24 protein-coding genes are annotated in these 26,716 nt (G+C 72.9%); 13 read left to right on the top strand and 11 right to left on the bottom strand.

Going from position 1 to position 26,716, the window contains the following annotated elements:
• Positions 1-70: 70 nt before the first annotated feature.
• From ACGH48_RS04305 to ACGH48_RS04270, 8 genes are all read left to right on the top strand, one after another.
• The gene (locus tag ACGH48_RS04305; RefSeq protein ID WP_396290315.1) at positions 71-1,303 is read left to right on the top strand and encodes an extracellular solute-binding protein; all 1,233 of its coding nucleotides are present in this window, start codon (positions 71-73) and stop codon (positions 1,301-1,303) included.
• Between the two features lie 159 nt (positions 1,304-1,462).
• Entirely contained in the window at positions 1,463-2,323 is an 861-nt protein-coding gene (locus ACGH48_RS04300) for a carbohydrate ABC transporter permease (protein WP_185021402.1), read from the top strand.
• Positions 2,320-3,210, top strand: coding sequence for a carbohydrate ABC transporter permease (locus tag ACGH48_RS04295; RefSeq protein ID WP_340197210.1), 891 nt, complete (start codon positions 2,320-2,322; stop codon positions 3,208-3,210). Before ACGH48_RS04300 ends, ACGH48_RS04295 begins: the two co-directional genes overlap by 4 nt.
• 47 nt (positions 3,211-3,257) lie before the next feature.
• Positions 3,258-4,085 (top strand): ThuA domain-containing protein, encoded by an 828-nt coding sequence (locus ACGH48_RS04290; protein ID WP_340197211.1) that lies wholly within the window; start codon positions 3,258-3,260, stop codon positions 4,083-4,085.
• 5 nt (positions 4,086-4,090) lie between these two features.
• The gene (locus tag ACGH48_RS04285) at positions 4,091-5,185 is read left to right on the top strand and encodes a Gfo/Idh/MocA family protein (RefSeq protein ID WP_396291164.1); all 1,095 of its coding nucleotides are present in this window, start codon (positions 4,091-4,093) and stop codon (positions 5,183-5,185) included.
• A 259-nt stretch (positions 5,186-5,444) separates the two neighbouring features.
• Entirely contained in the window at positions 5,445-6,818 is a 1,374-nt protein-coding gene (locus ACGH48_RS04280) for a sensor histidine kinase (protein ID WP_396290314.1), read from the top strand.
• Positions 6,815-7,429, top strand: a complete 615-nt coding sequence (locus ACGH48_RS04275) for a response regulator (protein WP_396290313.1) — start codon at positions 6,815-6,817, stop codon at positions 7,427-7,429. Before ACGH48_RS04280 ends, ACGH48_RS04275 begins: the two co-directional genes overlap by 4 nt.
• Before the next feature lie 95 nt (positions 7,430-7,524).
• The gene (locus ACGH48_RS04270; protein WP_396290312.1) at positions 7,525-8,418 is read left to right on the top strand and encodes a hypothetical protein; all 894 of its coding nucleotides are present in this window, start codon (positions 7,525-7,527) and stop codon (positions 8,416-8,418) included.
• Positions 8,419-8,519: 101 nt separating this feature from the next.
• Here ACGH48_RS04270 and ACGH48_RS04265 read toward each other — a convergent pair whose 3' ends face one another.
• The 7 genes from ACGH48_RS04265 to ACGH48_RS04235 all read right to left on the bottom strand — a co-directional run bounded on the left by ACGH48_RS04265 (position 8,520) and on the right by ACGH48_RS04235 (position 15,776).
• The gene (locus ACGH48_RS04265) at positions 8,520-9,170 is read right to left on the bottom strand and encodes a pyridoxal 5'-phosphate synthase (protein WP_396290311.1); all 651 of its coding nucleotides are present in this window, start codon (positions 9,168-9,170) and stop codon (positions 8,520-8,522) included.
• Positions 9,167-10,009, bottom strand: a complete 843-nt coding sequence (locus tag ACGH48_RS04260) for a creatininase family protein (protein ID WP_123313201.1) — start codon at positions 10,007-10,009, stop codon at positions 9,167-9,169. The genes ACGH48_RS04265 and ACGH48_RS04260 overlap by 4 nt, the downstream gene beginning before the upstream one ends.
• A complete protein-coding gene (locus tag ACGH48_RS04255; protein ID WP_123313200.1) occupies positions 10,006-11,370 on the bottom strand; it encodes an FAD-binding oxidoreductase in 1,365 nt (454 codons plus the stop codon). Before ACGH48_RS04255 ends, ACGH48_RS04260 begins: the two co-directional genes overlap by 4 nt.
• A gap of 177 nt (positions 11,371-11,547) precedes the next feature.
• Positions 11,548-12,735 (bottom strand): ABC transporter substrate-binding protein, encoded by a 1,188-nt coding sequence (locus ACGH48_RS04250; protein ID WP_396290310.1) that lies wholly within the window; start codon positions 12,733-12,735, stop codon positions 11,548-11,550.
• Between the two features lie 71 nt (positions 12,736-12,806).
• Entirely contained in the window at positions 12,807-13,676 is an 870-nt protein-coding gene (locus tag ACGH48_RS04245) for an ABC transporter permease (RefSeq protein ID WP_396290309.1), read from the bottom strand.
• Positions 13,676-14,443, bottom strand: coding sequence for an ABC transporter ATP-binding protein (locus tag ACGH48_RS04240; RefSeq protein WP_255257476.1), 768 nt, complete (start codon positions 14,441-14,443; stop codon positions 13,676-13,678). The genes ACGH48_RS04245 and ACGH48_RS04240 overlap by 1 nt, the downstream gene beginning before the upstream one ends.
• A gap of 37 nt (positions 14,444-14,480) precedes the next feature.
• A complete protein-coding gene (locus ACGH48_RS04235; RefSeq protein WP_396290308.1) occupies positions 14,481-15,776 on the bottom strand; it encodes an amidohydrolase family protein in 1,296 nt (431 codons plus the stop codon).
• A 169-nt stretch (positions 15,777-15,945) separates the two neighbouring features.
• On the opposite strand from ACGH48_RS04235, the gene ACGH48_RS04230 reads away from it, so the two are divergent.
• Positions 15,946-16,563 carry a helix-turn-helix domain-containing protein gene (locus tag ACGH48_RS04230; RefSeq protein WP_396290307.1) on the top strand — a complete coding sequence of 206 codons (618 nt, stop codon included), beginning with the start codon at positions 15,946-15,948 and terminating at the stop codon, positions 16,561-16,563.
• A complete protein-coding gene (locus ACGH48_RS04225) occupies positions 16,560-17,513 on the top strand; it encodes a PDR/VanB family oxidoreductase (RefSeq protein WP_396290306.1) in 954 nt (317 codons plus the stop codon). Before ACGH48_RS04230 ends, ACGH48_RS04225 begins: the two co-directional genes overlap by 4 nt.
• 9 nt (positions 17,514-17,522) lie before the next feature.
• On the opposite strand, the gene ACGH48_RS04220 is transcribed toward ACGH48_RS04225, so the two are convergent.
• Positions 17,523-18,920 (bottom strand): amidohydrolase family protein, encoded by a 1,398-nt coding sequence (locus ACGH48_RS04220; protein ID WP_123313195.1) that lies wholly within the window; start codon positions 18,918-18,920, stop codon positions 17,523-17,525.
• 83 nt (positions 18,921-19,003) lie between these two features.
• On the opposite strand from ACGH48_RS04220, the gene ACGH48_RS04215 reads away from it, so the two are divergent.
• A complete protein-coding gene (locus ACGH48_RS04215; RefSeq protein ID WP_396290304.1) occupies positions 19,004-20,302 on the top strand; it encodes an amidohydrolase family protein in 1,299 nt (432 codons plus the stop codon).
• A gap of 20 nt (positions 20,303-20,322) precedes the next feature.
• Here ACGH48_RS04215 and ACGH48_RS04210 read toward each other — a convergent pair whose 3' ends face one another.
• From ACGH48_RS04210 to ACGH48_RS04200, 3 genes are read right to left on the bottom strand one after another with little or no spacing between them, the layout of a single operon-like run.
• Entirely contained in the window at positions 20,323-21,315 is a 993-nt protein-coding gene (locus tag ACGH48_RS04210) for an XdhC family protein (protein WP_396290303.1), read from the bottom strand.
• Positions 21,315-24,092, bottom strand: coding sequence for a molybdopterin-dependent oxidoreductase (locus ACGH48_RS04205; protein ID WP_396290302.1), 2,778 nt, complete (start codon positions 24,090-24,092; stop codon positions 21,315-21,317). The genes ACGH48_RS04210 and ACGH48_RS04205 overlap by 1 nt, the downstream gene beginning before the upstream one ends.
• Positions 24,089-24,907, bottom strand: a complete 819-nt coding sequence (locus ACGH48_RS04200; RefSeq protein WP_396290301.1) for an FAD binding domain-containing protein — start codon at positions 24,905-24,907, stop codon at positions 24,089-24,091. Before ACGH48_RS04200 ends, ACGH48_RS04205 begins: the two co-directional genes overlap by 4 nt.
• A 284-nt stretch (positions 24,908-25,191) precedes the next feature.
• Between ACGH48_RS04200 and pucL the strand changes: the two genes are divergently transcribed.
• Positions 25,192-26,136: a factor-independent urate hydroxylase gene (gene pucL, locus ACGH48_RS04195; RefSeq protein ID WP_111084926.1), complete on the top strand. Its 945-nt coding sequence runs from the start codon at positions 25,192-25,194 to the stop codon at positions 26,134-26,136.
• Positions 26,133-26,708, top strand: a complete 576-nt coding sequence (locus tag ACGH48_RS04190; RefSeq protein WP_396290300.1) for an NTP transferase domain-containing protein — start codon at positions 26,133-26,135, stop codon at positions 26,706-26,708. The genes pucL and ACGH48_RS04190 overlap by 4 nt, the downstream gene beginning before the upstream one ends.
• Positions 26,709-26,716 lie beyond the last annotated feature (8 nt).

Genomic DNA, 26,716 nt, shown 5'->3' with positions numbered 1-26,716 from the left:
AGCGACGATGACGTCAGCGGCCTCGTCGATGCGTGCCTGCCCCAGCATCCGTCAAGAGAAGAGCTCTGCAATGAAGCACAAGTTCACTTCCCCGTCGCGCCGGACGCGCGCCCTCGTCGGCGCGGTCGCCGTCGTCGCCACGATCCCCCTGGTCCTCACCGGCTGCTCCGGTTCCGGATCGGCCTCGTCGGGCGGCAGCAAGGCCCTGACGATCGAGGACTACTACGACGCGAACTACAACCCGGTCTACAAGCAGTGCGCGAAGGAGGTCGGCGCGACGGTCACGATCAACCACGTCGCCGGCGCCGGCCTGATCTCGAAGGTGCTGCAGCAGGCATCCTCGAAGACGCTGCCCGACGTCCTCATGCTCGACAACCCCGACGTGCAGCAGATCGCGTCCTCGGGTGCCCTCTCCGACCTCAGCGACTACGACCTGAGCGCCGAGGGCGACGTCCCCGGCGTCAAGGCGGCGAGCACCTACAAGGGCAAGCTCTACGGCCTGCAGTCGAACACGAACTCCATCGCGCTCTACTACAACAAGAAGCTGCTGGCGGACGCCGGCGTCGAGCCGCCCAAGACGTGGGACGAGCTCAAGGCCGCCGCGAAGAAGCTCACGAGCGGGTCCACCTACGGCTTCGCGATGAGCAACATCAACACGTACGAGGGCACCTGGCAGTTCCTGCCGTTCTTCTGGTCGAACGGCGGCGACGAGAAGGACATCGCCACGCCGGAGGCCACCCAGGCCCTGCAGCTCGTCGAGGACCTGCAGGACGACGGCTCGATGTCCAAGAGCTCGATCAACTGGGCGCAGGCGGACGTCAACAACCAGTTCCTGGCCGGCAAGGCCGCGATGATGATCAACGGCCCGTGGCAGCTGCCGGCACTCAACGAGAAGAAGGGCCTCGAGTTCGACAGCGTGCCGATCCCGACGCGCACGGGCGAGGCCACGGTCGCACCGCTCGGCGGCGAGGCGTTCACCGTCCCGCAGACCGGCGACAAGGACAAGATGCAGCTCGCCGGCAAGTTCGTCGGCTGCCTCCACACGCAGAAGATGCAGAAGACCCTGTCCGAGGTGAGCGGCAACGTGCCGACGAACCTCGAGGCCGGCGCCGCCTGGGCGAAGGACCACCCGCAGGTCGCGTCCTTCGTGACCACGGTGCAGACCGCCCGCGCCCGCACCGGTGAGCTCGGACCCGACTGGCCCAAGGCCGCCACGAAGATCTACACCGCCGTCCAGCTCGCCCTCACCGGCAAGGCCAGCCCCGAGGCAGCGCTCAAGCAGGCGCAGTCGCAGGAGCAGTAGTCAGTCGCACGAGCAGTGGGGAGCCGGCCGACCCGGTCGGCTCCCGCCGCGTGAGGAAAGGACCCCGGCGTGAGCGCCTCGACACAGACACGACCACGGACGATCCCGTCCGTGACGACACCCCGACCCGGGCAGCGACGAGCCCGGTTCCGATCCGGCGTGACCCGATGGCTCTTCGTGGTGCCAGCGGCGGTCTTCGTGGCCGTCTTCTTCGGCTACCCGGTGGTGAAGAACGTCGTCATGTCCTTCCAGGACTACACGACGGCGACCTTCTTCACCGGCGAGGCCCCGTGGGTGGGACTCGCCAACTACATCTCGGTGTTCCAGAGCTCGGTCTTCACGACGAGCCTCGTGAACACCGCCCTGTTCACGGCGGGCTCGATCGTCCTGCAGTTCGTCATCGGGCTGAGCCTCGCGCTGTTCTTCCGCCGGCACTTCCCGCTGTCCGGCTTCCTGCGGGGACTCCTGCTCCTGCCCTGGCTCCTGCCGCTCATCGCGTCGAGCGCGGTGTGGAAGTGGCTGCTCGACCAGGACAGCGGCGCGCTCAACCAGCTCCTCGGTGTGGTGGGCATCGCCCCGGTGCCGTGGCTGGTCAGCCCGAGCCTCGCGCTCATCGCCGTGATCGGCGTCAACGTCTGGCTCGGCATCCCGTTCAACACGACGATCCTGTACAGCGGTCTGCAGTCCGTCCCGCCGGAGCTGTACGAGGCCGGCTCGCTCGACGGTGCCACCGGGTTCAAGGCGTTCTGGTACATCACCTGGCCGAGCATCCGGTCGGTGGTCAGCGTCGTCGTCGTGCTCGGGGTCGTCTACACGTTGAAGGTCGTGGACATCATCCTCGGCCTGACCGGCGGCGGGCCGGCGAACTCGACCCAGACCCTCGCCACGAACGCGTACCACCAGTCGTTCATCAACTTCCAGTTCGGCATCGGAGCCGCGGTCAGCAACGTGCTCATCGTCGTCTCGTTCGTCTTCGCGATGGTCTACATCGCGATCTCCCGGAAGGCGGTCGACGAATGAGCGTCGGACTCGCGAACCAGACCGTCACCGCCACCCGCGCGATCACCACCAAACGGAGCGCCCGGGCACCCCGGCCGCGCGGCTCCGTCAAGGGCCTCCCGTTCACGATCCTCGGCTGCGTGTTCCTGGCGATCATGGTGTTCCCCGTCTACTGGATGGTCAACACGAGCCTCCAGGCGACGTCCGGGGCCGCCACGGCGACGTGGTTCCCGTTCTCCCCGACCTTCGCCGGCTACGAGGCGGCGTTCGCCCAGCAGGGTCAGAACTTCCTGTCGAGCATGATCATCGGTCTCGGCACCGTCCTGCTGACGCTGGCCATCGCGACGCCCGCCGCCTACGGGCTCGCACGGTTCCGGATGCGCGGCGGCCGGGTGTTCCTGCTCGTGCTGCTCATCACCCAGATGATCCCGGCGATCGTCATCGCGAATGCGCTGTACACACTGTTCAACAACATCGGGCTGCTCAACAGCTACGTCGGGCTGATCCTGGCCGACAGTGCGGTCCAGGTGCCCTTCGCCATCCTGCTGATGCGGGCCTTCATGGAGTCGATCCCACCGAGCCTGGTCGAGGCGGCCCTGGTCGACGGCGCCAGCGACTTCCGGGCGTTCGTCTCGATCGTGGTCCCGATCAGCCGGAACGCGATCGTCACCGCCGCGCTCTTCACGTTCCTCGGCGCGTGGGGCGACTTCCTCATCGCACTGACCCTGACGTCGACGACCGCGGTGCGACCGATCACGCTCGGCATCTACAACTACATCGGGTCGAACGTCACCGACTGGGGGCCCGTCATGGCCACCTCGGTGCTGGCGTCCCTGCCCGCTGCCGTCCTGCTGATCTTCGCGCAGAAGTACATCTCCGCTGGTGCCCTCGGCGGTGCCGTCAAGTGACGGCCCCGGACCGACGCCACCACGCATCCCAGCCAGAAAGGCACACCATGACCACCACCCCGCTGCGCATCACCGTCTGGGGCGAGAACGTCCACGAACAGGTCGAGCAGCACGTCGCCGAGCGCTACCCCGACGGCATGCACGGCGCGATCGCCGACGGCATCCGCGAGAACCTCCCCGACGCCGTCGTCCGGACCGCCACCATGCAGGAGCCCGAGCACGGCCTGACCGACGAGGTCCTGGCCGCGACGGACGTCCTGACCTGGTGGGGGCACGCCGCGCACCAGGACGTCGACGACGCCGTGGTCGACCGGGTGCACAAGCACGTGCTGTCCGGCATGGGCCTGGTCGTCCTGCACTCCGGCCACTGGTCGAAGATCTTCGGCAAGCTGATGGGCACGACCTGCACCCTGCGGTGGCGGAGCGAGCACGACCAGGAACTCGTCTGGACCGTCAACCCGCAGCACCCGATCACCCGCGGTGTCCCGAACCCGATCGTCATCCCCGAGCAGGAGATGTACGGCGAGTACTTCGACGTGCCGACCCCCGACGAGCTCGTCTTCATCTCGGGCTTCACCGGCGGCGAGGTGTTCCGGAGCGGCATGACGTACCGCCGCGGCCTCGGGAAGATCTTCTACTTCTCCCCGGGCGACCAGGACTTCCCCGTGTACCACCACAAGGACGTCCGACGCGTGATCGCGAACGCCACCGAGTGGGCGCGGCCGGAGCGTGAGCGGGAGATCCCGACGCTGCGCCGCTACGACCTTGGCGAGTACTTCGACGGCCAGCACTACCGCGGCCCGTTCGACGACGCGCCCGTGGACGAGCACGCAGCCGACGCCGACGCGTCCGACCACGCCGGGGCGCAGGCGTGACCGCGCTGCGCGTCCTGCAGGTCGGGGCCGGGGGCATGGGCCGAGCATGGCTCGGTACCGTCGCGGCCGACCCCGACGTCGAGCTGGTCGGCATCGTCGACCTCGACCTCGACGTCGCCCGGGCCGGGGCCGCGCACGCCGGCGACCCGTCGATCCCCGTCGGCACCGACCTGACCGCGCTCGCGGCGGAGACCGGCGCGCAGGCGGTGCTCGACATCACCGTCCCGGTCGCGCACCACCCGGTCACGCTGCAGGCGCTGCACGCCGGACTCCCCGTGCTCGGCGAGAAGCCGGCAGCGCAGACCGTCGCCGAGGCACTCTCGCTCGCCGCGGCGGCCGAGGCCACCGGCAAGCTGTTCATGGTGTCGCAGTCGCGCCGCTACAACGACCAGCTCGTCGCGTTCCGACAGCACGTTCGCGGCCTGGGAGCGATCGGCGGCCTGAGCACCCGGTTCGCCAAGGCCCCGCACTTCGGCGGCTTCCGCGAGCAGATGGACGACGTCCTGCTGCTCGACATGGCGATCCACGCGTTCGACTCCGCCCGCTACGTGCTCGAACGGGACCCGGTGTCGGTGTACTGCGAGTCCTGGAACCCGTCGTGGTCCTGGTACCGCGGCGACGCGGCCGCTGCGGCGGTCTTCGCCTTCGAGGACGACGTCCGCTACGTGTACGACGGCTCGTGGTGCGCGCCGGGTGCCGAGACCTCGTGGAACGGCGACTGGCGGGCCTCCGGCGCCGCCGGCACCGCGCTGTGGGACGGCGACCACGACCCGTCCAGCGACCTCGACGGCACCGCTGGCGCACCGTCGCCCGCACCGAGCGTCGGGTACGAGATCGCCGGTGCGCTCACGTCGTTCGTGCACGCCGTGCGCTCCGGCGAGACCCCGGACGGCGAGGTGCACGGCAACGTCATGAGCCTCGCCATGGTCGAGGCGGCGATCGCCTCGACCCGGACCGGGCAGCGCATCGTCATCGACGAGGTGCTCGAGCGCGCGCACACCGAGGCACTCGCCGCCGAGCGGCACGACGCCGTCCGCGACCGCCTGGCGGCGTGGAGCTCGGTGCGCGAGGCCCTGCGCGCGTCCGTCCCCGCGTCGTAGGGCGCACGGCACACCCGCACGGCTCGCCCGCACGTGTTCCCCCGAGGTTCCGAAATCTCGGCATGTCGGCGTCCGTCAGACTCCCGATCGGAACCTCGGCGGACGTGAGCGGCGCGTCGCGGGACCGCGACCGCTCCCACCGGGGGCGGTGCGGGCAGTGGACGCGACCAAAGGACGGACGGGAGGCCCGTGGCGACGCCGCCACGGGCCTCCCGTCCGCCTTCCCCCACGACCAGGGCGCGCCGGTTACGGTGTCCCTGTGCACGGACAACGGTCGTCGGACAGTGGCACGACCGCGCAGCCGGTCGTGGTGGTGGCCGCCGACCCGCGGCGACGGACGGGGCGGACTCCGTGGGGGCGCGTCCTCGTCGGGGTCGTGCTCGCCGCCGTGGTCGGCGGCGCCGCCGTCGCGACCGCCGGGGCACTCGTCTCCCAGCGCATCGCCGAGTCGTTCGCCGTCCGCGACGCGACCACCGACACCGCGGCGTTGGCACGGGTCGTGGTCGAACCGGCGCTGCTCGACGTGATCGCCGACCCGGCCGCGAACGACGCCGATCACGCCGCCGCCCGAACTCGACTGGACGACGCGGTCGCCGGCGAGCTCCGGGCCGGATCGGCCGTGCGCATGAAGCTCTGGGCGGCGGACGGGACCGTCCTGTGGTCCGATGAACGGCGGCTGGTCGGCGAGCGGTTCCCGCTGTCCGCCGAGGACCTCGAGGCACTGGAGTCCGACCGGTCGGACGCCGAGGTGTCCGACCTCGACGAGCCCGAGAACCGCTACGAACGCGGACACGGGCCGCTGCTCGAGGCGTACCAGGCGGTGCACACGCCCTCGGGGGAAGCGCTGCTGTTCGAGGCGTACCAGCCCTACGACGACGTGCTCGCCCGAGCTGCGGACCTGCGGGGGTCGTTCGCCGCCCTGGCGTTCGGCGTCGTCGCCGTCGTGCTCGCACTGCTCGTCCCGTTGCTGCTCTGGCTGCTCGTCCGCATCCGTTCCGGCCAGCGGCTGCGCGAACGGCTGCTCGGGCGCGCGCTCGACGCCGAGGCCGCCGAACGTCGCCGGATGGCCGCGGAACTGCACGACGGCCCGGTGCAGGACGTCGCCGGCCTCGCCCTGTCGCTGGGCGCCGACCCCGCCACGCGCGACGCCGCGGTCGTGCTCCGGTCGGCGGTGTCCTCGCTCCGGACGTCGATGTCGACGATCCGTCCAACGGCCCCGACGCCCGACGGACTCGGTCCCGCGCTCGAGGACGCCTGCGCACGGGCTCGCGCCGCCGGACTGACCACGGTTATCCGCTCCCCCGACGTCGTCGACGCCTCGCCGGCGGCGCTCCTCGCGGTCGTGCGGTTCGTCCGCGAGGCCGTCTGGAACACCGTCAAGCACGCCGGAGCGAACCGCGTCGAGGTCACGGTGGACCGGTCCGGAGCCGTCGTGCGGGTGGTCGTGGTCGACGACGGCACCGGGTTCGACCCGGCGATCGTCGTCGGCTCGATCCGCGCCGGGCACCTCGGGACGACGCTGCTGCGCGAGGTCGCCGAGGACACCGGCGGGTCCCTGCGCCTCCGCACCGGGTCCGGCACCGGCACCACCTGGGAGCTCGAGGTCCCCGCGGACACCGAGGACCTGCGGTGAGGGTGCTCCTGGTCGACGACCACGCCCTCGTCCGGGGCGGCCTGCGCGCCGTCCTCGCGACGACCGCCGACTGCGCGGTCGTCGGCGAGGCCTCGACGGGCGAGGACGCCGTGGCGCTCGCCCCCGGGCTCCGACCCGACGTCGTGGTGATGGACCTGTCGATGCCGGGCGCCGGCGGGGTCGAGGCCACCCGGCAGGTGCGCGCCCTGCTGCCCGATGTCCGGGTGCTCGTCCTCACGACGTTCTCCGACGACCACCGCGTCCGAGCCGCACTCGCCGCGGGAGCGACCGGCTACCTGCTCAAGGACGCCTCCCCCGACGAGGTCGTTGCCGCGGTCCGCGCCGCTGGCCGGGACGAGACCCCCATCGACCCGCGGGTGGCCCGTGCGCTCCTGCCCGGGGCCGCGCCCGCCGACCCGGCTCCGGACCTGCCCCCGCGCGAGCGTGACGTCCTGGTGCGGCTCGCTCGCGGACTGTCGAACCGGCAGATCGCCACCGAGCTCGGGATCGCCGAACGGACCGTGAAGGTGCACGTCGGTTCGTTGTTCCGGCGGATCGGGGTCGCCGACCGGACGAGCGCCGCACTCTGGGCCCGCGACCACGGCTGGTGACCGGGTACTAGTACCAAGGTCCGATGGTGCCGTCGACCGGGTCCGGCGACGATCGACGTGTACGGGCCACCCCGGCCCCTCCCCAGGAGGCATCCATGCACACGGCATCCACCACCACCCGGCGTTCCCGCCGCCGACTCACCGGCATCGCCGCCGCGGTCTCCCTCGGCGCCGTGGCCGCAGCCGCCCTCGTCGGGGTCTCCCCCGCGAACGCGTCCGGCAAGACCTCGACCGGTGGCGACTACGCCGTCACGGTGAACGGGACCACGACGAACCCCGCAGTGGGCAAGGACTTCAAGCTCAAGGACGTCGCCGTCTCGGGCACCATCGCGGTCCGCGGCAAGCACAACGGGTTCGACATCCGCATCGCCGACCTCGGCGTGTACGACTACACGCTCACTGGCGCGCCCGACACGCAGCGGATGGTGACGAAGCCCACCGTCGTGTTCGCGTCGAAGGTCCCCTCGCTCACCGCCGCGCAGCTCGCCAGCACGAAGCTGTCCTCGCTCGAGGTCAAGGACGACACCCTCGTGGCGATCTTCGCCACCGGCGCCGGCAAGCTCAAGGTCCAGGCGAAGGACGGCGCCCAGGGCGGCGTCTTCCAGATGGAGACCGAGTTCGCCGGCCCGGTGACGTTCACGCACACGCTCGGTGCGGGACTCTTCTACTTCACGAACCCGTACACGGGCAAGATCAACTTCGGCGACGGCGTGGCGGCCGTGGCGTCCGGCAGTGGTTCGCACCAGATGCTCCTCGGCAAGGACAGCCCGCAGGTCGCCACGAAGACGTCGCAGACCGCGACGACCACCACGTGGACCGTCCAGCCCGGTGGTCGGCTCGGAGGCGTGCTCGGCGAGGACGCCGTCGAGCTGTCGCAGGGTGCCACCAACTGCACGAGCCAGTGCCAGGCGCAGAACCAGATCCGTGGCTCCCTGCCGGTGCCGCCGGACCCGGTGGACCCGCAGCCGCTGGTGGTCGCGGTCCGCTGACGCGGACGGAGTGCGCGGGCAGCATCGGAGGCGCGGTGCGGGTCGGACCCGCGCCGCGCCTCCCGCGCGTCTGCTCCGGACCGAGCCGCCCCGGCGCGCGGTCACCCCGGCCAGGACTCCCACGACCACGACCCGCCTGCGCGCCGGTGGTAGGCGAGCCGGTTGCTCGCCGCGTCCGTCGCCCCGCGCCAGAACACCATCCGCACCGGTGTGAGGGCGAACCCCGCCCACGTGCTCGGCGGCCCGAGGTCCGTACCGGCCCGTTCGCGACCGAACGCCGCCCAGGCCTCCCGGCGCCGGGCCGGCGTGTCCGCAGCGGAGGCGTGGTCGTTGACCCACGCCAGGGCCTGCAGGTACGGCGTCCTGGCCGCGTAGGCCGAACGCGCCTCCTGGTCGGAGACGGGCGCCACGTCGCCGACCACGACGAGCTGTCGGGCGGCCTCCGGCCAGTGCAGGGTCACCGCGGCACGGGGTACCGCCGCGAGTTCGGCGGCCTTCCGGCTGCGCGAGTCGGTGTGGAAGTGCAGGCGCTCCCCGTCGAACAGGGAGAGCAGGACCGTCCGGGCGTCGGGGTAGCCGTCGAGCCCGACGGTGGAGAGGGTCATGGTCGGACCCGGGGCGTCGGCCGCGGCGGGGAGCCACGACGCCGCGAGGGCCAACGGGTCCGTCGGCACGGGCGCATCGTCGACGGCGGCGGACGCCGGGGCGGGCGTGCCCGGGTCGGACACGCCCGCCTCGCGCGGCACGGTCACGAGACCGCAGCGTCGGCGGGGCGGGCCACCGCCGGACGGCTCACCGCCGGGTCGAACCGTGCGATCTCGTGCAGCGATGTCACGGCCTCGGCGACGGAGTGCTCCCACAGGACGGCACCGTACGACGCCGTCGCCCGGCTGGCATCGCCGACGACCCCGGGAGTCCCGAAGTCGTCGGACAACCACCCGAACGACACCGGTCCGCCGTTGAACGCGATCTTCTCGAAGCCGGCGATGTGCTCCGGCACCCAGCGTTCCGCGAGCGACATGTCGACCAGGTCGGGGCGCAGGTGCAGGATCATCGACGTCTCCGCCGCGCCGCCGTGGATCCCCAGCCCGAGCTCGTCCGCGTCCTCGCCGTCCGGTCCGGGGACACGGGCAAGGGTCGGCATGAGGAAGGTCTTCAACCCGTAGCGCTTCCGGATCTCACGCAGGGCGACCTGCAGCAGGGCGACGTTGCCGCCGTGCCCGTTGGCGAACACCAGGGTGCCGGCACCGGTGAGGGCGACCGCGCGGCCGATCTGCACGGCCGTGTCGAACATCGTGTCGCTGTCGAGCCACACCGTGCCGGGCGCCCAGCTGTGCTCGTCGGACTTCGTGAACGACAGCGTCGGGAGCTGCCAGACGTCCAGCCCCTCGGCGGCGGCCTGCTCGACCGCCGCCCCGCCGATGTGCTCGGCGAGCAGGTGGTCGGTCAGGAGCGGCAGGTGCGGGCCGTGGTGCTCGACGGCTCCGGTGGGCTGCACGACGATCGTGTCCGGCCCGAAGCCCGCAGCGACGGCCGGACCGGACAGTTCCGCGAGCCGACGCGAGCGGACCGTGCCGACCCCGGCGCTCACTTGCCGAACCCCGGGACGACGGGCTGCGCGGACGCGGTGGAGCCACCGCTGACCACGAGCGACGGGTCGATGACGTGCCCGGGGTTGAGCAGGCCCGCGGGATCGGTGCGCTGCTTCAGCGCCACGAGCTCCTCGACGCCGTGGTCGACGTAGTACTGGTGCGGGCTGTGCACCCGGACGCCGAGTTCGCGGAGCACCGGGTAGCCGGCGTAGACGTCCTCGGCACCGGTGTACGGCGCGGTGAGCATCCCGATCGGTCCGACGTGCGCGGCCTCGATGTGGAGCATGCCGCCGGGGTAGACGGCCTCGACCTCGGCGATCCGGTCGATGAGCGCCTCACCGCCGACCTCGACGTGGAAGTACTCGGTGTCGCTCGTGTTCCGCTTCAGCCACCAGATCGGGTGGTTGTACGACAGCATCGACACCTTCGTGGTCTGCTGCAGCCCCTCGCGGACGTCCAGCACCGCACCGCCGGCGGCTTCGATGCGCGCCCTGGCCTCGTCGAGCACGACGTCGTCGATGATCGCTCGCAGGCTCGCACGGTCGTCGGGGACGGCCAGGTCGGACGGCAGCGTCGCGGCGATCTCGGCGCGGTCGGCGCTCACGAGCCGCGGCACCGGGTCGAGTCCGCGCAGCGTGCGGACGGCGACGAGCGCGTCCTCGAAGGTGGGGAACGCCGCGTAGACGGCACGCCACTCCTGCAGCGGCTCGAGCCGGACGGTGGCGCGGGCGATGACGCCCGCGGTGCCGTAGGTGTGCACGAACGGCTGCGCCTCGTCGCCCTCGACGTGCAGCAGTTCGTCGGCGCCGGGGAGCGCGACGTCGAGCGCCGTGACGAAGCCCTGCCAGTTCGACCCGTGCGCGATCGACCCGGTGCCGCCGGAACCGCCGGACAGGAAGCCGCCGATGGTCGACTGCGCGGTGGACGGGTACATCCAGAGCTGCTGGCCCGTGGCGGCGGCCGCCTGCTCCAGGGCGACCATGGACGCGCCGGCCTCGGCGGTGATCCAGCCGTCGCCGACCTCGACGACGGCGCGTGCCCGCGACGTGTCGAGGACCAGGCCGCCGTGCAGTGGGATGCCCTGGCCGTAGTTGCCGGTGCCCTTCCCGCGGGTGGTGACGGGGACGCCGTGCCGGACCGCGGCCTGCAGGGTGGCGGCGATGTCGTCGGCGCTGGCCGGCGACGCGACGAGGTCGGCGAGGCCGAGGGGCAGCTGCTCGCTGAGGATGGGACTCATGGTGGCCTCGTCGACGGAGGCGCGGGCCCGCGTGCGCTCGTCGGCGCTCACGCCGCGCTCGCCGAGCAGTGCGACGAGCTCGGCGCGCAGCGCCTCGACGGAGGTGGGGGTGACGGTGGTCATGCTCACTCCTGGTGGGTGGGTGGTGCGGGGACGACGGACTGGGCCCACGCCGCCGGTTCCGGTGCGACGCGCCAGCGGCGGACCGGCCGTGCCGGTGGGGAGAGGCGCGGGGCGGCGTGGCACCGCGCCTCCCGTCCGCTTGTTGGCCGGCTCCCGTTCGACGGGAGCCGACCGGTGTCAGGAACCCAGACCGATGGACTTGTCGAGGAACTCGTTCGTGTACAGGTCGGAGGGCTTCAGGCCGCTCTTGACGTCACCGGTGTCGGCGAAGACGGGCGTCGCCTTCGCGATGAAGTCCTCCATGCGCTGCTCGTCCATCGACCCGATGTAGCCGTCGGTGTCCTTCGCGAGGCCGAGCTCCACCATCTGGGCCGCGGCGAACGCGCCGACCTTCGAGTCGTACGTCCAGCCGTTGTTGTACTGCTGCACGAGCTTCGTGATGAGGTCGTTCGTGGCCCCCGGGGACTTGAGGTAGTCCACGTCGGCCTGCTGCATGACCGGCACGAGCTTCTGCAGGCACGGCTCGAGCTTCTCCAGGTCACCGGTGCGGACCGACATCGCCTCGGGGTAGGGGTTCCATCCCGTGCTCGAGACGAGCGCGTAGTCGACCTTCTTGCCCCAGGCCGCGACCTGGTTCTGGTAGATGTACGGCTCGGCGGTCGCGAAGCCCTGCTGCGCGTCCTTGCCGCCCGCGGACACGAACTTCGACGGGGTGCCGTCGTAGCTGCCGTCGAGGACCTTCTTCGGCAGGATGCCGGACTGCTCGAGGTAGGTCATGTACGCGGCACCGCTGAAGTAGCGGACGACGCCGCCGTCCTTCTCGAGGGCCGTGCCGAGACTCTTGATGCTGTCGACCTCCGGGTACGTCTTCGGGTCCCACATGATCGACATCGGGGACTGGTCGTTCTCGGCGAACACCGCCGTGGTGGGCAGCTTGCCGGAGAACTGCACCTGCTCGTCCGTGGACATGTACCCGAGGGTGATGTCCTTGTCCTGGTACATCTGCGACGCGACCTTGGTGTACCCGATCGCCGGGCCGCCGGCACGGATCTCGAGCTTGACGCCGGTGCTCTTGCCGTTGGCGTAGAGGTCGCCGGTGACGGTCTTGCCGGAGGAGTCGATCACCGGGTCCGGGCCGAGCATCTGGTAGAGGTGGCCGTGCTCGCCCTCGGGGTTCCAGTCGGTCTGGACGACGACGGTCGCGGGGCACGTGCCGGAGAGGTCGACCTTCGGCCCGGAGGCGGTCGACGAGGTCGCGGCGGTCGTCCCGGTGCTGCCGGACGACCCCGCCGCACAGCCGGTGAGGGCGATGGCGGTGGCGGCGAGGGCAGCGGTGGCGACGCCGAGGCGGGAGGTGGTGCGCATGGAGGCTCCGTTCGTGGTGCGGGTCTCGTGGTGCTTCGGTGGGAAGGGGTGGTGTGGTTCGTCGGGGCGGGTCAGCTGAAGTCGTGCCAGCGGCCGACGGCCAGCCGGCCGACCAGGCCGAACACGAGGAAGACGGCGACGCCGTAGAGCGAGGCGATCAGGATGGTCGCGTACAGCTCGGGGCCCATCAGGCGCGATGCGGTCACCTGGATGAGGACGCCGAGACCGGGGTTGCCGCGCTGGAAGAACTGGTCGCCGACGATCGCCCCGATGACGCTCAGCCCGGCGGAGGTGCGCAGGCCGACGAAGATCGACGGCAGCGCGGCGGGGAACTGCAGCTTGACGAGCTGGGCGAACCGGCCGGCGCGCTGCAGCTGGAACAGCTCACGCTGCGCGCGGTCGGCGGACTGCAGCCCGAACAGCGTGTTCGACACCATCGGGAACAGCGCGATCATCACGGTGACGATCACGCGGCTGACGAACTCGTAGCCGAACAGGGCGCCGATGAGCGGCACGAGGGCGAGGATCGGGACGCACTGCAGCACCACGGCGTACGGGTAGAGCGAGTTCTCGAGCCACTTCGCCTGCGCCATCGCCATCGCCCAGACGACGCCGATCACGATCGCGAAGCCGAGGCCGGTGAGCGAGACGACGGTGGTGCGTCCGAGGGCGGACCAGAGGTCGGAGCCGAACGTGGACGGCGACCCGTCCGGCAGGGTCGGCGCGACGATCGCCTTCGCCACGAGGTGCGGGTACGGCACGAGGAAGGCCAGGCCGCGGACGTGGTCGTAGTACGCGGCTGCCGCGTACCAGATGCCGACGAGCACGGCGAGGACGACGACGGGCTGCCACCAGGCGATGCCGCGGCGAGCCCGAGGAGCGGCACGACGGGCGGCGGCCCGGACCGCGCGGGTCTCGGCGGCCTCCTGCAGGGTGACCATCAGCGGTGTCCTTCCCGGAGCGCGTGCGAGACCTCGCCGACCAGTTCGGCGAACTCGGGTGTGAAGCGGATGTCGGGGTCGCGGGGCATCGGGAACGGCACGTCGAACCGGCCGACGATGCTGCCGGGGCGTCCGGACATCACGATCACCTCGGTGGAGAGGTACACGGCCTCGGACACGGAGTGCGTGATGAAGAGTCCGGCGAACTGCTGTTCGACGAACAGCCGGAGCAGCTCGTCGTTGAGGCGTTCGCGGGTGATCTCGTCGAGGGCGCCGAACGGCTCGTCGAACAGGAAGAGCTCCGGGTCGAGGGTGAGCGATCGGGCGAGCGAGACCCGCATCCGCATGCCGCCGGACAGCTGCTTCGGCAGGTTCGTCTCGAAGCCGTTCAGGCCGACGAGGTCGATGGCGTGGGCGGCCTTGGCGGCCCGCTCGGCCTTCGACACGTGTCCGAGCTCGGCGAGCAGTTCGACGTTGCCCTGCACGGTGCGCCAGGGCAGGAGCGTGGCGTCCTGGAAGACGTAGCCGATGCGGTCGGCCGCGACACCGGCCGACCCGTCCGACGCGGTCTCGAGGCCGGAGGCGATGCGGAGCAGCGTGGACTTGCCGCAGCCGGACGGGCCGACGACCGAGACGAACTGACCACGGTCCACGGTGAGGTCGACGCCCTGCAGGGCGATGGTGCCGTTCGGGAAGGTCATCTCGACGTTGCGGAAGTCGAGCAGCGTGTCCGTCGTGGCGACGGGTGGCGGGGCGGTGGTGGTCACGATCACCTCGGGTTCTCGGTGCGGGCGGGCGGTGGGGTCAGGCGGGGACGGCGGCCGCGGCCGGTGCGGCGACGATCCGTCGCACCTCGGTGCGGGCGACGAGTCGCCCGCGGGACAGGACGATGCGGTCGGCGGGGGCGTTCGCGACGGCGTCGGTGACGCTCGTCGCGGCCACGGCGAGCAGGTCGGCGCGCCGCCCGGGGACGGGACCGGCGGCCGGGAGGCCCATCACGCTCCGGGCGGTGTCGCTCACCATCGCGTACGCCTGGTCGGGCGTGACGTGGCCGGCGGAGACGAGCAGCGATGCGGTCTCGAAGGCATCGCTCCGGCCGACCGGGTTGAAGGGGTCGCGGACGTTGTCCGCGCCGGCGGCGACGCGGACGCCGGCGTCGAGGAGCGCGTGGATGGCGGTCAGTCCCCGCGGCGTGGCGACCGGGTGCTGCCAGCCCTGCAGGTACAGGTTCGTGATCGGGAGCGTGATCACCCCGAGGTCGGCTGCGGCCACGTCGGCGACGACCTCGGCGAGTCGCTCCGGCCCCAGGGTGCCGAGCCGGACGCAGTGCCCGGCGGAGTACTGCCGGTCCCGCCGCAGCGAGCGGGACGCCCGGGCGTAGTGGTCGAGGGTCACCGGACCGTCGAGGCTCTCGTCGGCGTGCAGGTCGACCCCGATGCCCCGTCGGCGGGCGATGGCGAGGAGTCGGTCGACGTCGGCGAGGGGGTCCTCGGCGAGGTGCGGTGCGCCGCCGACCAGGTCCACGCCGAGGTCGAGCACCGCCTCGACGTGCTCGTCGGGGGCGAGCGGGCCGGCGAGGGCGACGAGCTCGATGTCCATCAGGCTGGCGAGTTCGTCGCGGACCTGCACGAGGGCACGGGCGCCGCGCAGGGCCTGCTCCGTGGTGGCGGGCCGGTCGGCCGCGCTGTGCCGGCCGCTGAGCACGTCGACGTGGCTCCGGACGGCCGTGGTGCCGGCGGCGAGCAGCGTGAGGGCGGCGGTCCGGGCACGGTCGGCGATGTCCTCGACGGTCATGGTCGTCGCGTGCGCGGTCCACGAGGCGATCGCGGCGCCGAGGTCCCCGAGCGGCGGCCGGATGGCGTCGGCGCTGAGGGCCTTGTCGAGGTGGGCGTGCGGTTCTGCCGGTGCGGTCAGGAGCAGCCGGCCGCCGAGGTCGATCGTCTCCTCCGCCGGTGCCGCGAGGGTGCCGGCCGGTGCCACGGTCGAGACGGTCGCGCCGTCGATCGCGACGTCGACCGAGCGGCCGTCCGGCAGCAGCGCGGAGCGCAGGAGGGCGATCGGGCGGGGCACTGACGAGTCCATCCGGAGCCTCTCGATCATGTGTGAGAATGTTGATCGCATCAACATCTCCGATGCTAGGGCTGCGGTGTTTCCCTCTCGTTTCGAGGCGGTTGCCGTGTGTGACGCCCGACCCGACGTCACCGGGAGCGGGAACGAGCGTTCCGTCCGACCGGTCGGGATGGCCCAACCGAGGACGAGAGGAGTCCGCGTGAGCACCGGCACCACCACCGAGACCGAGCGCGTCGTCGACGATCAGACCCAGCGGATCGGTGCGCACATCCGTGCCCGCCGACGCGCCGCACGACTGACGCTCGTCCAGGTCGCCGAGCTGACCGGTCTGTCGCACCCGTTCCTCAGCCAGGTCGAGCGCGGGCATTCCCGCGCCAGCATGGTGTCCCTCGAGAAGATCGCCACGGCGCTCGGGGCGACCCAGGTCGAACTGCTCGCCGCCGGTGCCCCCGAGCGACCGGGGCACGACGTCCGCCTGCCCGAGGTGATCCGTGCCGGCGAGGGCGCCCGCGGACCGTTCTCGAGCGGCGAGGCCCGGCTGCTCGTGCACGCGGGCCCGCACGCGTTCGAGCCGCTGGAGTGGGTCGGCGACAACACGGACCTCGGCGAGTACTTCGAGCACCACGAGGACGAGTTCCTCACCGTGCTCGCCGGCCGCGTGCACCTCGACCTCCGCGGACAGGAGCCACTCGACCTCGGACCCGGCGACTCGGCGTACTACCGCGGCGGCACCGGCCACCGGTGGTGCAGCGCGGACGGCACCCGCTTCCACATGATCGTGGTCAAGGAGACCCCGCGCGCCGGAGCGATCGCGTGAGCGCCGTGCCGGAGCGGCGGCGGGTGCGCGTCGCCGCCCGCCACGAGGTCGCCACGGACGTCGTCGCCCTCGACCTGGCCCCGGTCGACGGTCCGGCGTTGCCGGACTGGGAACCCGGAGCGCACGTCGACCTCGAGGTCTCCCCCGGGACCGAGCGGCAGTACTCGCTCGTCACGACGACGGTCGACGGGCACTGGCGCATCGCCGTGCTCCGCGAGCCGGACGGCCGCGGCGGATCGGTCGCCGTGCACGAGGGCCTGGCGGTCGGCGACGAGGTCACGGTGGCCGGACCGCGGAACCACTTCGGCCACGACCCGGCACGCCCCGCGGTCTTCGTCGCCGGGGGCATCGGGATCACGCCGATCCGGTCGATGATCGCCGCCGCCGAACGCGCCGGAACCCCGTGGGAGCTCCACTACGCGGGGCGGTCCCGCGACCGCATGGCGTTCGTGCACGAGCTCGTCGCCGCGCACCCCGACCGGGTCGTCGTGGCCGCGGCCGACGAGGGCGTCCGGCTCGACGTCGACGCGCTCCTCGCCGCACCGCGCGACGCGGTCGTGTACTGCTGCGGGCCGCGCGGGCTCATGGACGCGGTCGAGGCCGCTGCCGCGCACTGGCCGGCGGGCAGCGTCCGCGTCGAGCGCTTCGAGCCCGCCGCGGACGTCGACGCCCCCGGCGAGGCCTTCGAGGTCGAGCTCACGGTCACCGGCGTCACCGTGACGGTCCCCGCCGACCGGACCCTGCTCGAGGTCGCGGAGGACGCCGGTGCCTTCGTGCTCTCGTCCTGCCGGGAGGGCACGTGCGGCACCTGCGAGACCCCCGTGCTCGAGGGCGCGGTCGAGCACCGGGACACCGTGCTCAGCCCGGAGGAGCAGGCCGACGACCGCACCATGATGGTCTGCGTGTCCCGCGCCCGGCGCGGCTGCCCGCGACTGGTGCTGGAACTCTGACCGGACGGACTACGGACGCTCCGTGCCGTCGAGTGTGCCGCCGGTGAGCGCGGACAGGCGCTCCAGCCCCGCTTCGGCCACGAGCTGCCGAGCGAGCGGACGCGCCCGTTCGACCGCCTCACGCACGTCCACCCGGGTGACGTCGCCGTCCGCGACGCTCAGCTCCCCGTCCACCCAGACGTCGCGGACCTCGCGACTGCCGGCGACGAAGACCACCGCCTGGTAGGGGTCGTGGACGTTGGCGAGGGTCGGGGAGTCGCCGTCGAGGACGACCAGGTCCGCGCGCTTGCCCGGCTCCAGCGAGCCGATCTCGTCCTCCATGCGCAGGGCACGGGCACCGCCGATCGTGCCCATCTCGAAGGCCTCGCGGGCGCTCATCGCGGTGGCCTGCAGGTCCCGCACCCGGGCGAGCAGCGCGGCGGTCTTCATCGCCTGCAGGAAGTCCTGGGAGTCGTTCGACGCCGGGCCGTCGACCCCGATGCCCACCGGGACCCCCAGCGCACGGAGTTCCGCGATCGGGGCGATGCCGCTGGCGAGGATCCCGTTCGCGACCGGGTTGTGGGCCACGCCGACGCCGTTGGCCGCGTACCGTTCCCGGTCCTCGCGGTCCACCCAGACGCTGTGTGCGGCGATCACCGGGACCTGGAACATGCCCGTCGCCTCGGCGTGCCCGATGGCCGTCCGTCCGGTGCGCTGCCGGGCCGCGGTGACCTCCTCGCGCACCTCGTGGAAGTGCACGTGCACGCCGTGGCCGCCGGCGACCGCGTAGTCGACGTGCTCCTGCCAGGTGTCGTCCGTGTACCGCCCGATCGACGAGACGCCGACCCGGAACGTGCTGTACCGGCTGGCGGCAGCGGCCTCGCGCAGGGCCTCGAACTCCTCCAGGATGGGCGTCGCGCCGAAGTCGCGGTCGACGTCGCCGGAACCGAACGACACGACCCCGCGCAGCCCGAGTTCCTCGAGCGCCTGCACCACACCGGGCGTCGCCGGTTCGTCCGGCACCGGGTCGGCGCAGAACATGTCGTTCGCCGTCGTCACCCCGCTCCGGAGCAGCTGGATGCCCTGCAGCACCGTGCCCGCGTGGGCCTTGTCCCGGGTCATCACCGGGTTGACGCGCCCGATCAACGCCGTGAGCCACTCCCACAGCGTGTACTGCGAACCGATCCCGGTGATGAGCCCCTCGCTGAAGTGGCCGTGGGTGTTCACGAAGCCGGGCGTGACGACGTCGTACGCACCGCCGCGCACCGGCGCGTCCGGGTGGGCCGCCGCGAGGTCGGCGTACGTGCCGACCGCGGCGATCCGGTCGCCGTCGAGGAGGACGGCTCCGTCGCGGATCGCGGCGGGCGTGGCGGCACCGTCGGGTGCTGCGGTGAGCACCCAGCCGGCGCGGATCAGGGTCTGCGTCATGGGGCGAACCTACGGTCCGCGTGTTCCCCGGGTGTTTCCGCCCGGTCACGGGCCGGAAACAGGGGACTGCTAGAAACACCACCATGCTGACCGTCACCGGTGCCCTCCGCGTCCTCGTCGACCCCCGGACCGAACGGGAGGGCGACGTCGTCGTCGACGACGGCAGCCACCTCGCCACCACCCTCGACGCATCCGGGTGCGTCGTCACGGCCGGCCTCGTCAACGCGCACCACCACCTCCTCCAGACCGCGTTCCGCACCCTGCCCGGGACCCGCGGCGTGCCGATGGCGGACTGGCTCCCGACCATGGCCGCGGCGTACGGACGGGTGGGGCACGATCCCGAGCTGTACGCACTGGCGGCGTCCGCCGGAGCCGCGGAGGGCCTCCTGTCCGGCGTCACGACGATCGCCGACCACCACCTGAACTGGCCCGCCGCGGCGACCACGGACGACACCGTCGCGCTCGCCGCGGCCACCGTGGACGCGGTCCGCGGGCTCGGCGGGCGACTCGTCTTCGTCCGCGGCTCGGCGCGGGACGACCCGGACCGCGCGGCGGCATCGGCGGACGCGATCGCGTCGCGGCTGCTGCACGACGACGCCGTCGGCGGCGTGGACCCGGACGGTGGGCTCCAGGTCGCCGTCGGTCCGGCGGGCGTGCACTCCGACGGCGAGGCGACCTTCCGGGCGCTCGGTGAGGTGGCGGCGCGGCACGGACTCCGCCGGCGGACCCAGGCCAACGAACAGGTCGACACCGCGATCGCGCTCGATCGCTACGGCCGTCGTCCGCTCGACCTGCTCGAGGAGTGGGGGTGGCTCGCACCGGACGTCACGATCGCGCACCTCTGCGACGTCACCGACGACGAGATCGCCCGGCTCGCGGCAGCAGGCGTCACCGCCACGCACGCCCCCGGGTGCGACGTGCCGATGGGGTGGGGCATCGCTCCCGTCGCACGGCTCGCCGCCGCGGGGGTCCCGGTCGGCCTCGGCACGAGCGGCGGCGGCAGCAACGACGCCGGACACCTGCTCGCGGACGCCCGGCTGGCCATGCAGGTGTCGGCATTCGTCGGGCCGCAGCTGCCGGCGCGGCAGGTGCTCGGCACGGCGACGGAGGGTTCCGCCACGGGGCTCGGTCGCCCGGAGCTCGGGCACCTCGGCGACGGGAGCGCGGGCGACCTGTGCGTGTGGGACGTCTCCGGGGTGGCGGACGCGGGCGTCGCCGACCCCGTCGCGGGACTGCTCTGGGCCGCTCCCGGGCGGCGGCCCCGACACGTCGTCGTGGGTGGACGCGTGGTGGTCCGCGACGGGCAGCTCGTCGCGGCGGACGAGCGGGAGATCGCGGCGCGACTGGCCGAGCGGTTGGCCCGGACGCCCGCCGTCGTCTGACCGGATCGTGCGCCGCCGGCTCAGCTCGTGGACACCGCCCGGCGGTGGATGGGACCGGCACCGTCGACGAGCGCACCACCGCCGGCGCCGGTCCGGACCGCGATCACCTCGGCCATGATCGCGACCGCCATCTCGGCCGGCGTCGTCGCACCGATGTCGAGCCCGATCGGGGACCGCAGCCGGTCGGTGTCCGGTGTCCCGAGCGCGCGCAGCTCCGCCATCCGGCGTGCGTACGTCGTGCGGGAGCCCATCGCCCCGACGTACCCGGCACCACGTCGGAGCGCCGAGTCGACCACGGCGGCGTCGAACCGGTCGTCGTGCGAGAGCACCACGACGGCGGTGGTCGCGTCCACCGGCAACGCCTCGACCACACGCGTCGGCCAGCCCACGATGCGTTCGTCGGCGGCCGGGAAGCGCTCGTCGGTCAGGAACACCGGCCGCGGGTCGACGACCGTCACGGCGTAGCCGAGCACCGCGGCCGCGTTCGTGAGGGCCACGGCGAACTCGACCGCGCCCACCACGATGCACCGCGGCCGGACGTCGGCGCGCTCCACGAAGAGCCGGCCGCCGCAGCCGTCGGGGACGTGCACGACCGCGCCGAGCGTCGACGGGTCGAGCGAGAGGCCGAGCGACGTCGGCACCCCGGACGCCGCGCGCCGGAGCGCGTCCACGACGTCGGCGTCGTCGGGTCGGACGCGACGGACCAGGATCTCGACGCGACCACCGCAGCGGAGCGCCGGTGCCCACATCGCGTCGACGTCGTCCGGGTCGTCGTCGAACCCGAAGCGTTCGAGCACCGCCTCGCCGGTCTCGAGGACCTGTTCCGCCGTCTCGAACAGCGCCCCCTCGACGCACCCGCCGGAGATCGTGCCGACGACCTGACCGCCGGGCAGGACGGCCATCGACGAACCGACGCCGGTCGGCGCGCTGCCCGTCATCGCGACGGCCGTCGCGACGACCACGGGGTCCCCCGCGTCGAGGGCGGCCAGGAGGCGCGGTGCCAGTTCGAACATCACGCACCCCCGGCGTCGGTCGCGTCCTGGAGCATCGCCCAGACCCGGTCGCGCGTCATCGGCAACCGGTGGGGGCGCACGCCGACGGCGTCGCGCACCGCGTTCGCGACGGCGGGCGCGACCGGGTTGTACGGCGCCTCGCTCATCGACTTCGCGCCGAGGGGGCCGAGCGGGTCGTGCGTGTCGGCGAAGCGCACCTCGGTGCGGGGCACGTCGGAGATCTTCGGCACCCGGTACGCCCGGAACGCGTCGGTCGTCACCCGACCGGTTTCGTCCAGCACGACCTCCTCGTACAGCGCCGAGCCGATCGCCTGCGCGGCGCCGCCCTCCACCTGGCCGCGGAGCTGCTCCGGGTTCAGGACGGTGCCGGCGTCCACCGCCTGCACGCTGTGCAGCACGCGGACCTCGCCCGTCGGCCGGTGCACCGCCACCCGGGCGCCGTGCACGGTGAACGCGAGCGACCGTGGCGTGCCGTCGTGGCTGCCGTGCGCGACGAGCGGGCCGTCGGCGAGCAACTCGGCGTGCCCGACGAGCTCCTCCCCGACGCGGACGCCGTCCGGCCCGACCGAGACCGCCGGCCCGAGCGGCCCCGACGCGGTCCGAGGTGTCCGGGCGGCGACGATCCCGAGGGCGCGCCCGGTCATGTCCTCCCGCAGTGCCTGCGCCGCGGCGTACAGCGCCTTGCCGGCGACGACGACCCCCGCGGACCCGAACGCCCCCGTGTCGTGCCGCGCCGCGTCGGTGTCCGACTGGTGCACGTCGACCCGGTCCGTGGTGGTGCCGAGGGCGGTGGCGACGAGCTGCGTGTGCACCGTCGTGGTCCCGTTGCCGAACTCGGCCGTGCCGACGCCGATGCGGTACCGGCCCTCAGTGGTGGCCTCGACCGACACGTGCGCGTGGTGCCCGCGCGGCGGCATCGTGGCGATCGCCGCGAGGGCGACCCCGGTGCCGAACGCCCAGTCCCCGGAGTCGTCCAGCGGCGGCCCGTCCATGCGTGGGACCTCGGGTACCGGCGCGCGGAGGGCGTCCTCCACCAGGTCGATGCACTGGTCGAGTCCGTAGCTGCCCTCCCAGCGCAGGTCGTCCTGCTCGTCCGGGTCCGTGACCACGAGGGGGTCTCCGGGGACCACGACGTTCCGCCGCCGCAGGTCGAGCGGGTCGATGCCGAGCTCCCGGGCGAGCTCGTCCATGGCGGACTCGATCGCGAACACGACCTGGCCGAGCCCGTACCCGCGGAACGCCCCGGACGGCAGGTTGTTCGTGTACACGGACTCCGCGTCCACGCGCTTCGACGGGCACCGGTAGACGGCGACGGACTCGCTGACGGAGTGGAACATGACCCCGATCCCGTGGTTGCCGTACGCGCCGGTGTCCATGGTCTGGTCGACGTGCAGTGCCGTCAGGTGTCCCGCGGCGTCGGCACCGAGCCGGACCCGCACGCGCATCGGGTGCCGGGTCGGGGCGATCGTGAACTCGTCACGCCGGCTGAACTCGTACTGCACCGCGCGACCGGTCCGCAGCACCGCGAGGGTGACCAGGTCCTCGGTCAGCAACTCCTGCTTCCCGCCGAACCCACCGCCGACGCGCTTCGCGACCACGCGGACACGGCTCGGGTCGAGGCCGAACACGTGCGCGATCTCGTCCCGCACCAGGAACGGGACCTGCGTCGCGGTCCGGAGCACGAGCCGCCCGTCCCGGTCGACGGACCCGCGGGTCGCGTGGGTCTCGAGCGCGGCGTGCGAGACGCGGCCCGTCGTCCAGGTGCCCTCGACGGTGGCCGCGGCCGTCGCCAGGGCCCCGTCGACGTCGCCCGTCTCGCCGTGCAGGGCGGCGACCACGTTGCGGCCCGGCTCGGCGATCCGGTGCTCCTCCGTCGTCTTGTCGGCGTGCAGGAGCGGAGCGCCGACGGCACGGGCCGCGTCCGGGTCGTGCACGCTCGGCAGCACCTCGTAGCGCACCCGCACGAGGGCGCAGGCCTGCTCGGCGACCCGGACGCTGTCGGCGACGACGGCGGCCACGCGCTGCCCACGGAAACGGAGCACCCGGTCGAGCACCCGGGTGTCGTCCGGGTCGTCCAGGCGGGACTCGTGCCGACCCGTGGAGAACAGCACGCCGGGGTCGTCGTGGTGGGTGAGGACGGCGTGCACACCCGGGAGGGCTTCGGCCTCCGTCGTGTCGATCGACACGATGCGGGCGTGCGGGTGCGGGCTGCCGAGGACCGCGAGGTGCAGCAGCCCCTCCGTCCGCCGCACGTCGAGCGTGTACTCCTCGCGTCCGGTCACGATCGCCATCGCGGCCGGGGCGGCGACCGACGTGCCGATCGCCTGACCGGCCGCCGCGCAGGCCGTGTTCGCGACCCCGTCCAGGGCGTCTTCGATCGCCCGGTACCCGGTGCACCGGCAGAGGTTGCCCTTCAACGCACGGTGCCGGTCGGCCAGGGCGTCCTCGTCGAGCGTGGACGCCGTGACGACGTACCCGGCGGTGCAGAAGCCGCACTGGAAGCCCGGTGCCTCGGCGAACGCGCGCTGCACGGGGTGCGGGTCCTCCGGAGTGCCGAGCCCGGCCGCCGTGGTGACGGCACGACCCGCCATCCGGTGCGCCGGCGTGATGCAGGAGTGGACCGGCACACCGTCGACGAGCACCGAGCACGCACCGCAGTCGCCCGCGTCGCAGCCCTTCTTCACGGACGTCACCCCGTGCTCGCGGAGCAGGGTGCGGAGGACCTGACCGGGCTGCGGTTCGGCGTCCACCGTCGCGCCGTCGACCTCGAACCTCATGCCGCACCGCCCGTCGTCCCGAGCGCCTCGGCGACGAGCTCCGCCGCGAACCGCCGGGTCACCGCGCGCCGCCAGTCGGGGGAACCGTGCGGGTCGTCGTACCAGGCGTCGTGGGCCGCCAGCCGCGCATCGACCTCCGCGGCGGTCGGGACCCCTGGGTGACGGAGCACGAGCGGCCGCGGGGTCGCCCCGGTCACGACGAGGACGAATCCCGACGCCGACCACCGCGCCGTGACCAGCGCGCCGGTCCGGCCGTGCGGGCTGAGGGACACCCGGCGGAACCCGGTGCGCGCCACGAGGGCCGCTCGTGGCACGTCGAACGCCCGGATGACCTCACCCGGCGCGAGGTCGGTCGTCCGCGGCCCGGTGACCAGGTCCGCCACCGGGACCCGGCGCTCCCCGCCGTCCGGGGTCCAGACCTCCGCGATCGCGTCGAGCGTCACGAGCAGCGCGGTGATCGCCCCCGCCGGCAGGGCGACCGCGACGTTGCCGCCGACCGTCGCCTGGTTCCACACCTTGAACGATGCCAGCAACGCGTTGGCGCACCGGTCGACGAGCGGCCAGGCACGCCAGTCGTCCTCGGGCGCCACACGCAGCAGCGACGCGATCGTGCACGTCGCGGCGATCCGGAGCCCTCCGGCGCTGCGCTCGGTGTCGCGCCACCCCAGTGCCGTGAGGTCGACGAGCCCGGTCAGACCCGGCTGCTCCTCCGAGTACAGCCAGGTGCCGCCGGCGAGGGGATGCTCACCGGGACCGAAGGAGAGGTCGTCGCGGTGCGACGGTGTCCGCACGGTGCGGACGGAGACGAGGTCCATTGCAGGGTCCGATCGGGATGGGGGAACGGGTGTCGGTGGCGCCGTCGGACCGTCGTCCGTGCGCGATCATCCCGCGGTTCCACGCCGAGGACCGCCGGGGTGCGGATGTGTGCGCCACGGGGCCCTCCTCGATCGGGTGCGTCGTGGCGGCAACGCTATGGAACGGGTGTTTCCGTGTGGTTACGGGCGTTCGACGGCTGCGTCACGACCGGGCCGTGGCCGCTGGCGGAGGTCGTGACGTGTTCGACCCACCGCCGAAACACGCGGATGTCATCGTCGCCTCCATGGAGATCACCGACGTCCAGCCAGTCCCCACCACCACGACCGTCCGCCTCGGTGCGAACCAGTACGGCAAGGCCGAGGTCCGGCTCGTCCGGGTGACGCGCGACACCGACCGGCACGAGATCGAGGACCTGACCGTCACGACGCAGTTGCGCGGCGCGGCGCTCGCCGACTCGTACACCGAGGGCGACAACGCGAAGGTCGTCGCGACGGACACGCAGAAGAACACCGTCTACGCCTTCGCGAAGGAGCACGGGGTGGGGACGCCGGAGGAGTTCCTGCTGCGACTCGGCCGGCACTTCAGCACCGCCTTCGACTGGTACGACGGCTCCACCCTGTCCGCCGAGCAGCACACGTGGGAGCGGATCGTCGTCGACGGCCGGGAGCACGACCACTCGTTCGTCCGGGCAGGCCGCGGCACCCGCACGGCCGTGGTGCAGGTCGACGGCGACGACGTGCACGTGCTCGCCGGGGTCACCGACCTGACGGTCCTGAAGTCGACGGGCAGCGAGTTCCACGGGTTCCCGCGTGACGGGTACACGACGCTCGCGGAGACCGACGACCGGATCCTCGCGACCTCGGTGACGGCCCGCTGGCGGTACACGCCCGAGGCGGTGGCGGCGGGCATCGACTACGACGCCGTGTACGCCGGTGTCCTCGACCGCATGCTCGCGACGTTCGCCGAGCTGCACTCCCTGGCGCTGCAGCAGACCCTGTTCGCGATGGGCCGCTCGGCGATCGAGGCGTTCCCGGAGATCGCCGAGGTGCGGTTCTCGATGCCGAACAAGCACCACTTCCTGGTCGACCTCGCACCGTTCGGCCTGGACAACCCCGGCGAGGTGTTCTTCGCCGCCGACCGGCCCTACGGCCTGATCTCCGGCACCGTCGTGCGCGACGGCGTCGCCGAGGCCCCTGCCGCGTGGACGTCGGTGCCGGCGTTCGTGTGACCGACGTGGTGGGCGTGCTGCTCGCCGCGGGTGCGGGGACGCGGATGGGGCGGCCGAAGGCGCTGGTCGCCGAGCCGGACGGCACCCCGTGGCTGCACCTCGGCGTCGACGCGCTCTTCCTCGGCGGCTGCGACCGGGTCGTCGTCGTCCTCGGCGCCGCAGCCGACCGGGCGCGGGCCCTCGTGCCCGCAGTGGACGGGGTCACCGTCGTCGTCGCGGACGACTGGGCAGCGGGGCCGGGCGCGTCGCTCGCCGTCGGGCTCGCGGCCGTCACCGGTCCGGCGACGGCGTGCGTCTCCCTCGTCGACCTGCCCGGCCTCCCCGCGACGGCCGTCCGGCGGGTGATCGGCGACGGCGACCACCCGACGGCCCTCCGCCGCGCGGTCCACCGCGGCGTACCGGGACACCCGGTGGTCGTCGGCTCGGAGCACCGTGCCGCGCTGGTCGCCGCGCTGTCCCGCGACCCCGCGCACGGCGCCGGCCCGTGGCTCGCGTCGTCGGGCGCGGAGCCCGTCGAGTGCGGCGACCTGTGGGACGGTCACGACCAGGACCACCCGGTCGTCCCGCACTGAACCCACAG

Source organism: Curtobacterium pomorum (genome assembly GCF_044497295.1).
In the GTDB taxonomy this organism is placed as follows: domain Bacteria; phylum Actinomycetota; class Actinomycetes; order Actinomycetales; family Microbacteriaceae; genus Curtobacterium.
The sequence above is the reverse complement of the archived record's forward strand: the minus strand, read 5'-3'. Positions and strand labels throughout refer to the sequence as shown.

Excerpts from the sequence above, each read along its gene's own strand:
- ACGH48_RS04305 (WP_396290315.1), top strand. The coding sequence starts at position 71 with ATGAAGCACAAGTTCACTTCCCCGTCGCGCCGGACGCGCGCCCTCGTC.
- ACGH48_RS04295 (WP_340197210.1), top strand. The coding sequence starts at position 2,320 with ATGAGCGTCGGACTCGCGAACCAGACCGTCACCGCCACCCGCGCGATC.
- ACGH48_RS04290 (WP_340197211.1), top strand. The coding sequence starts at position 3,258 with ATGACCACCACCCCGCTGCGCATCACCGTCTGGGGCGAGAACGTCCAC.
- ACGH48_RS04270 (WP_396290312.1), top strand. The coding sequence starts at position 7,525 with ATGCACACGGCATCCACCACCACCCGGCGTTCCCGCCGCCGACTCACC.
- ACGH48_RS04255 (WP_123313200.1), bottom strand. The coding sequence starts at position 11,370 with ATGACCACCGTCACCCCCACCTCCGTCGAGGCGCTGCGCGCCGAGCTC.
- ACGH48_RS04250 (WP_396290310.1), bottom strand. The coding sequence starts at position 12,735 with ATGCGCACCACCTCCCGCCTCGGCGTCGCCACCGCTGCCCTCGCCGCC.
- ACGH48_RS04245 (WP_396290309.1), bottom strand. The coding sequence starts at position 13,676 with ATGGTCACCCTGCAGGAGGCCGCCGAGACCCGCGCGGTCCGGGCCGCC.
- ACGH48_RS04235 (WP_396290308.1), bottom strand. The coding sequence starts at position 15,776 with ATGATCGAGAGGCTCCGGATGGACTCGTCAGTGCCCCGCCCGATCGCC.
- ACGH48_RS04220 (WP_123313195.1), bottom strand. The coding sequence starts at position 18,920 with ATGACGCAGACCCTGATCCGCGCCGGCTGGGTGCTCACCGCAGCACCC.
- ACGH48_RS04215 (WP_396290304.1), top strand. The coding sequence starts at position 19,004 with ATGCTGACCGTCACCGGTGCCCTCCGCGTCCTCGTCGACCCCCGGACC.
- ACGH48_RS04210 (WP_396290303.1), bottom strand. The coding sequence starts at position 21,315 with ATGTTCGAACTGGCACCGCGCCTCCTGGCCGCCCTCGACGCGGGGGAC.
- ACGH48_RS04205 (WP_396290302.1), bottom strand. The coding sequence starts at position 24,092 with ATGAGGTTCGAGGTCGACGGCGCGACGGTGGACGCCGAACCGCAGCCC.
- ACGH48_RS04200 (WP_396290301.1), bottom strand. The coding sequence starts at position 24,907 with ATGGACCTCGTCTCCGTCCGCACCGTGCGGACACCGTCGCACCGCGAC.
- pucL (WP_111084926.1), top strand. The coding sequence starts at position 25,192 with ATGGAGATCACCGACGTCCAGCCAGTCCCCACCACCACGACCGTCCGC.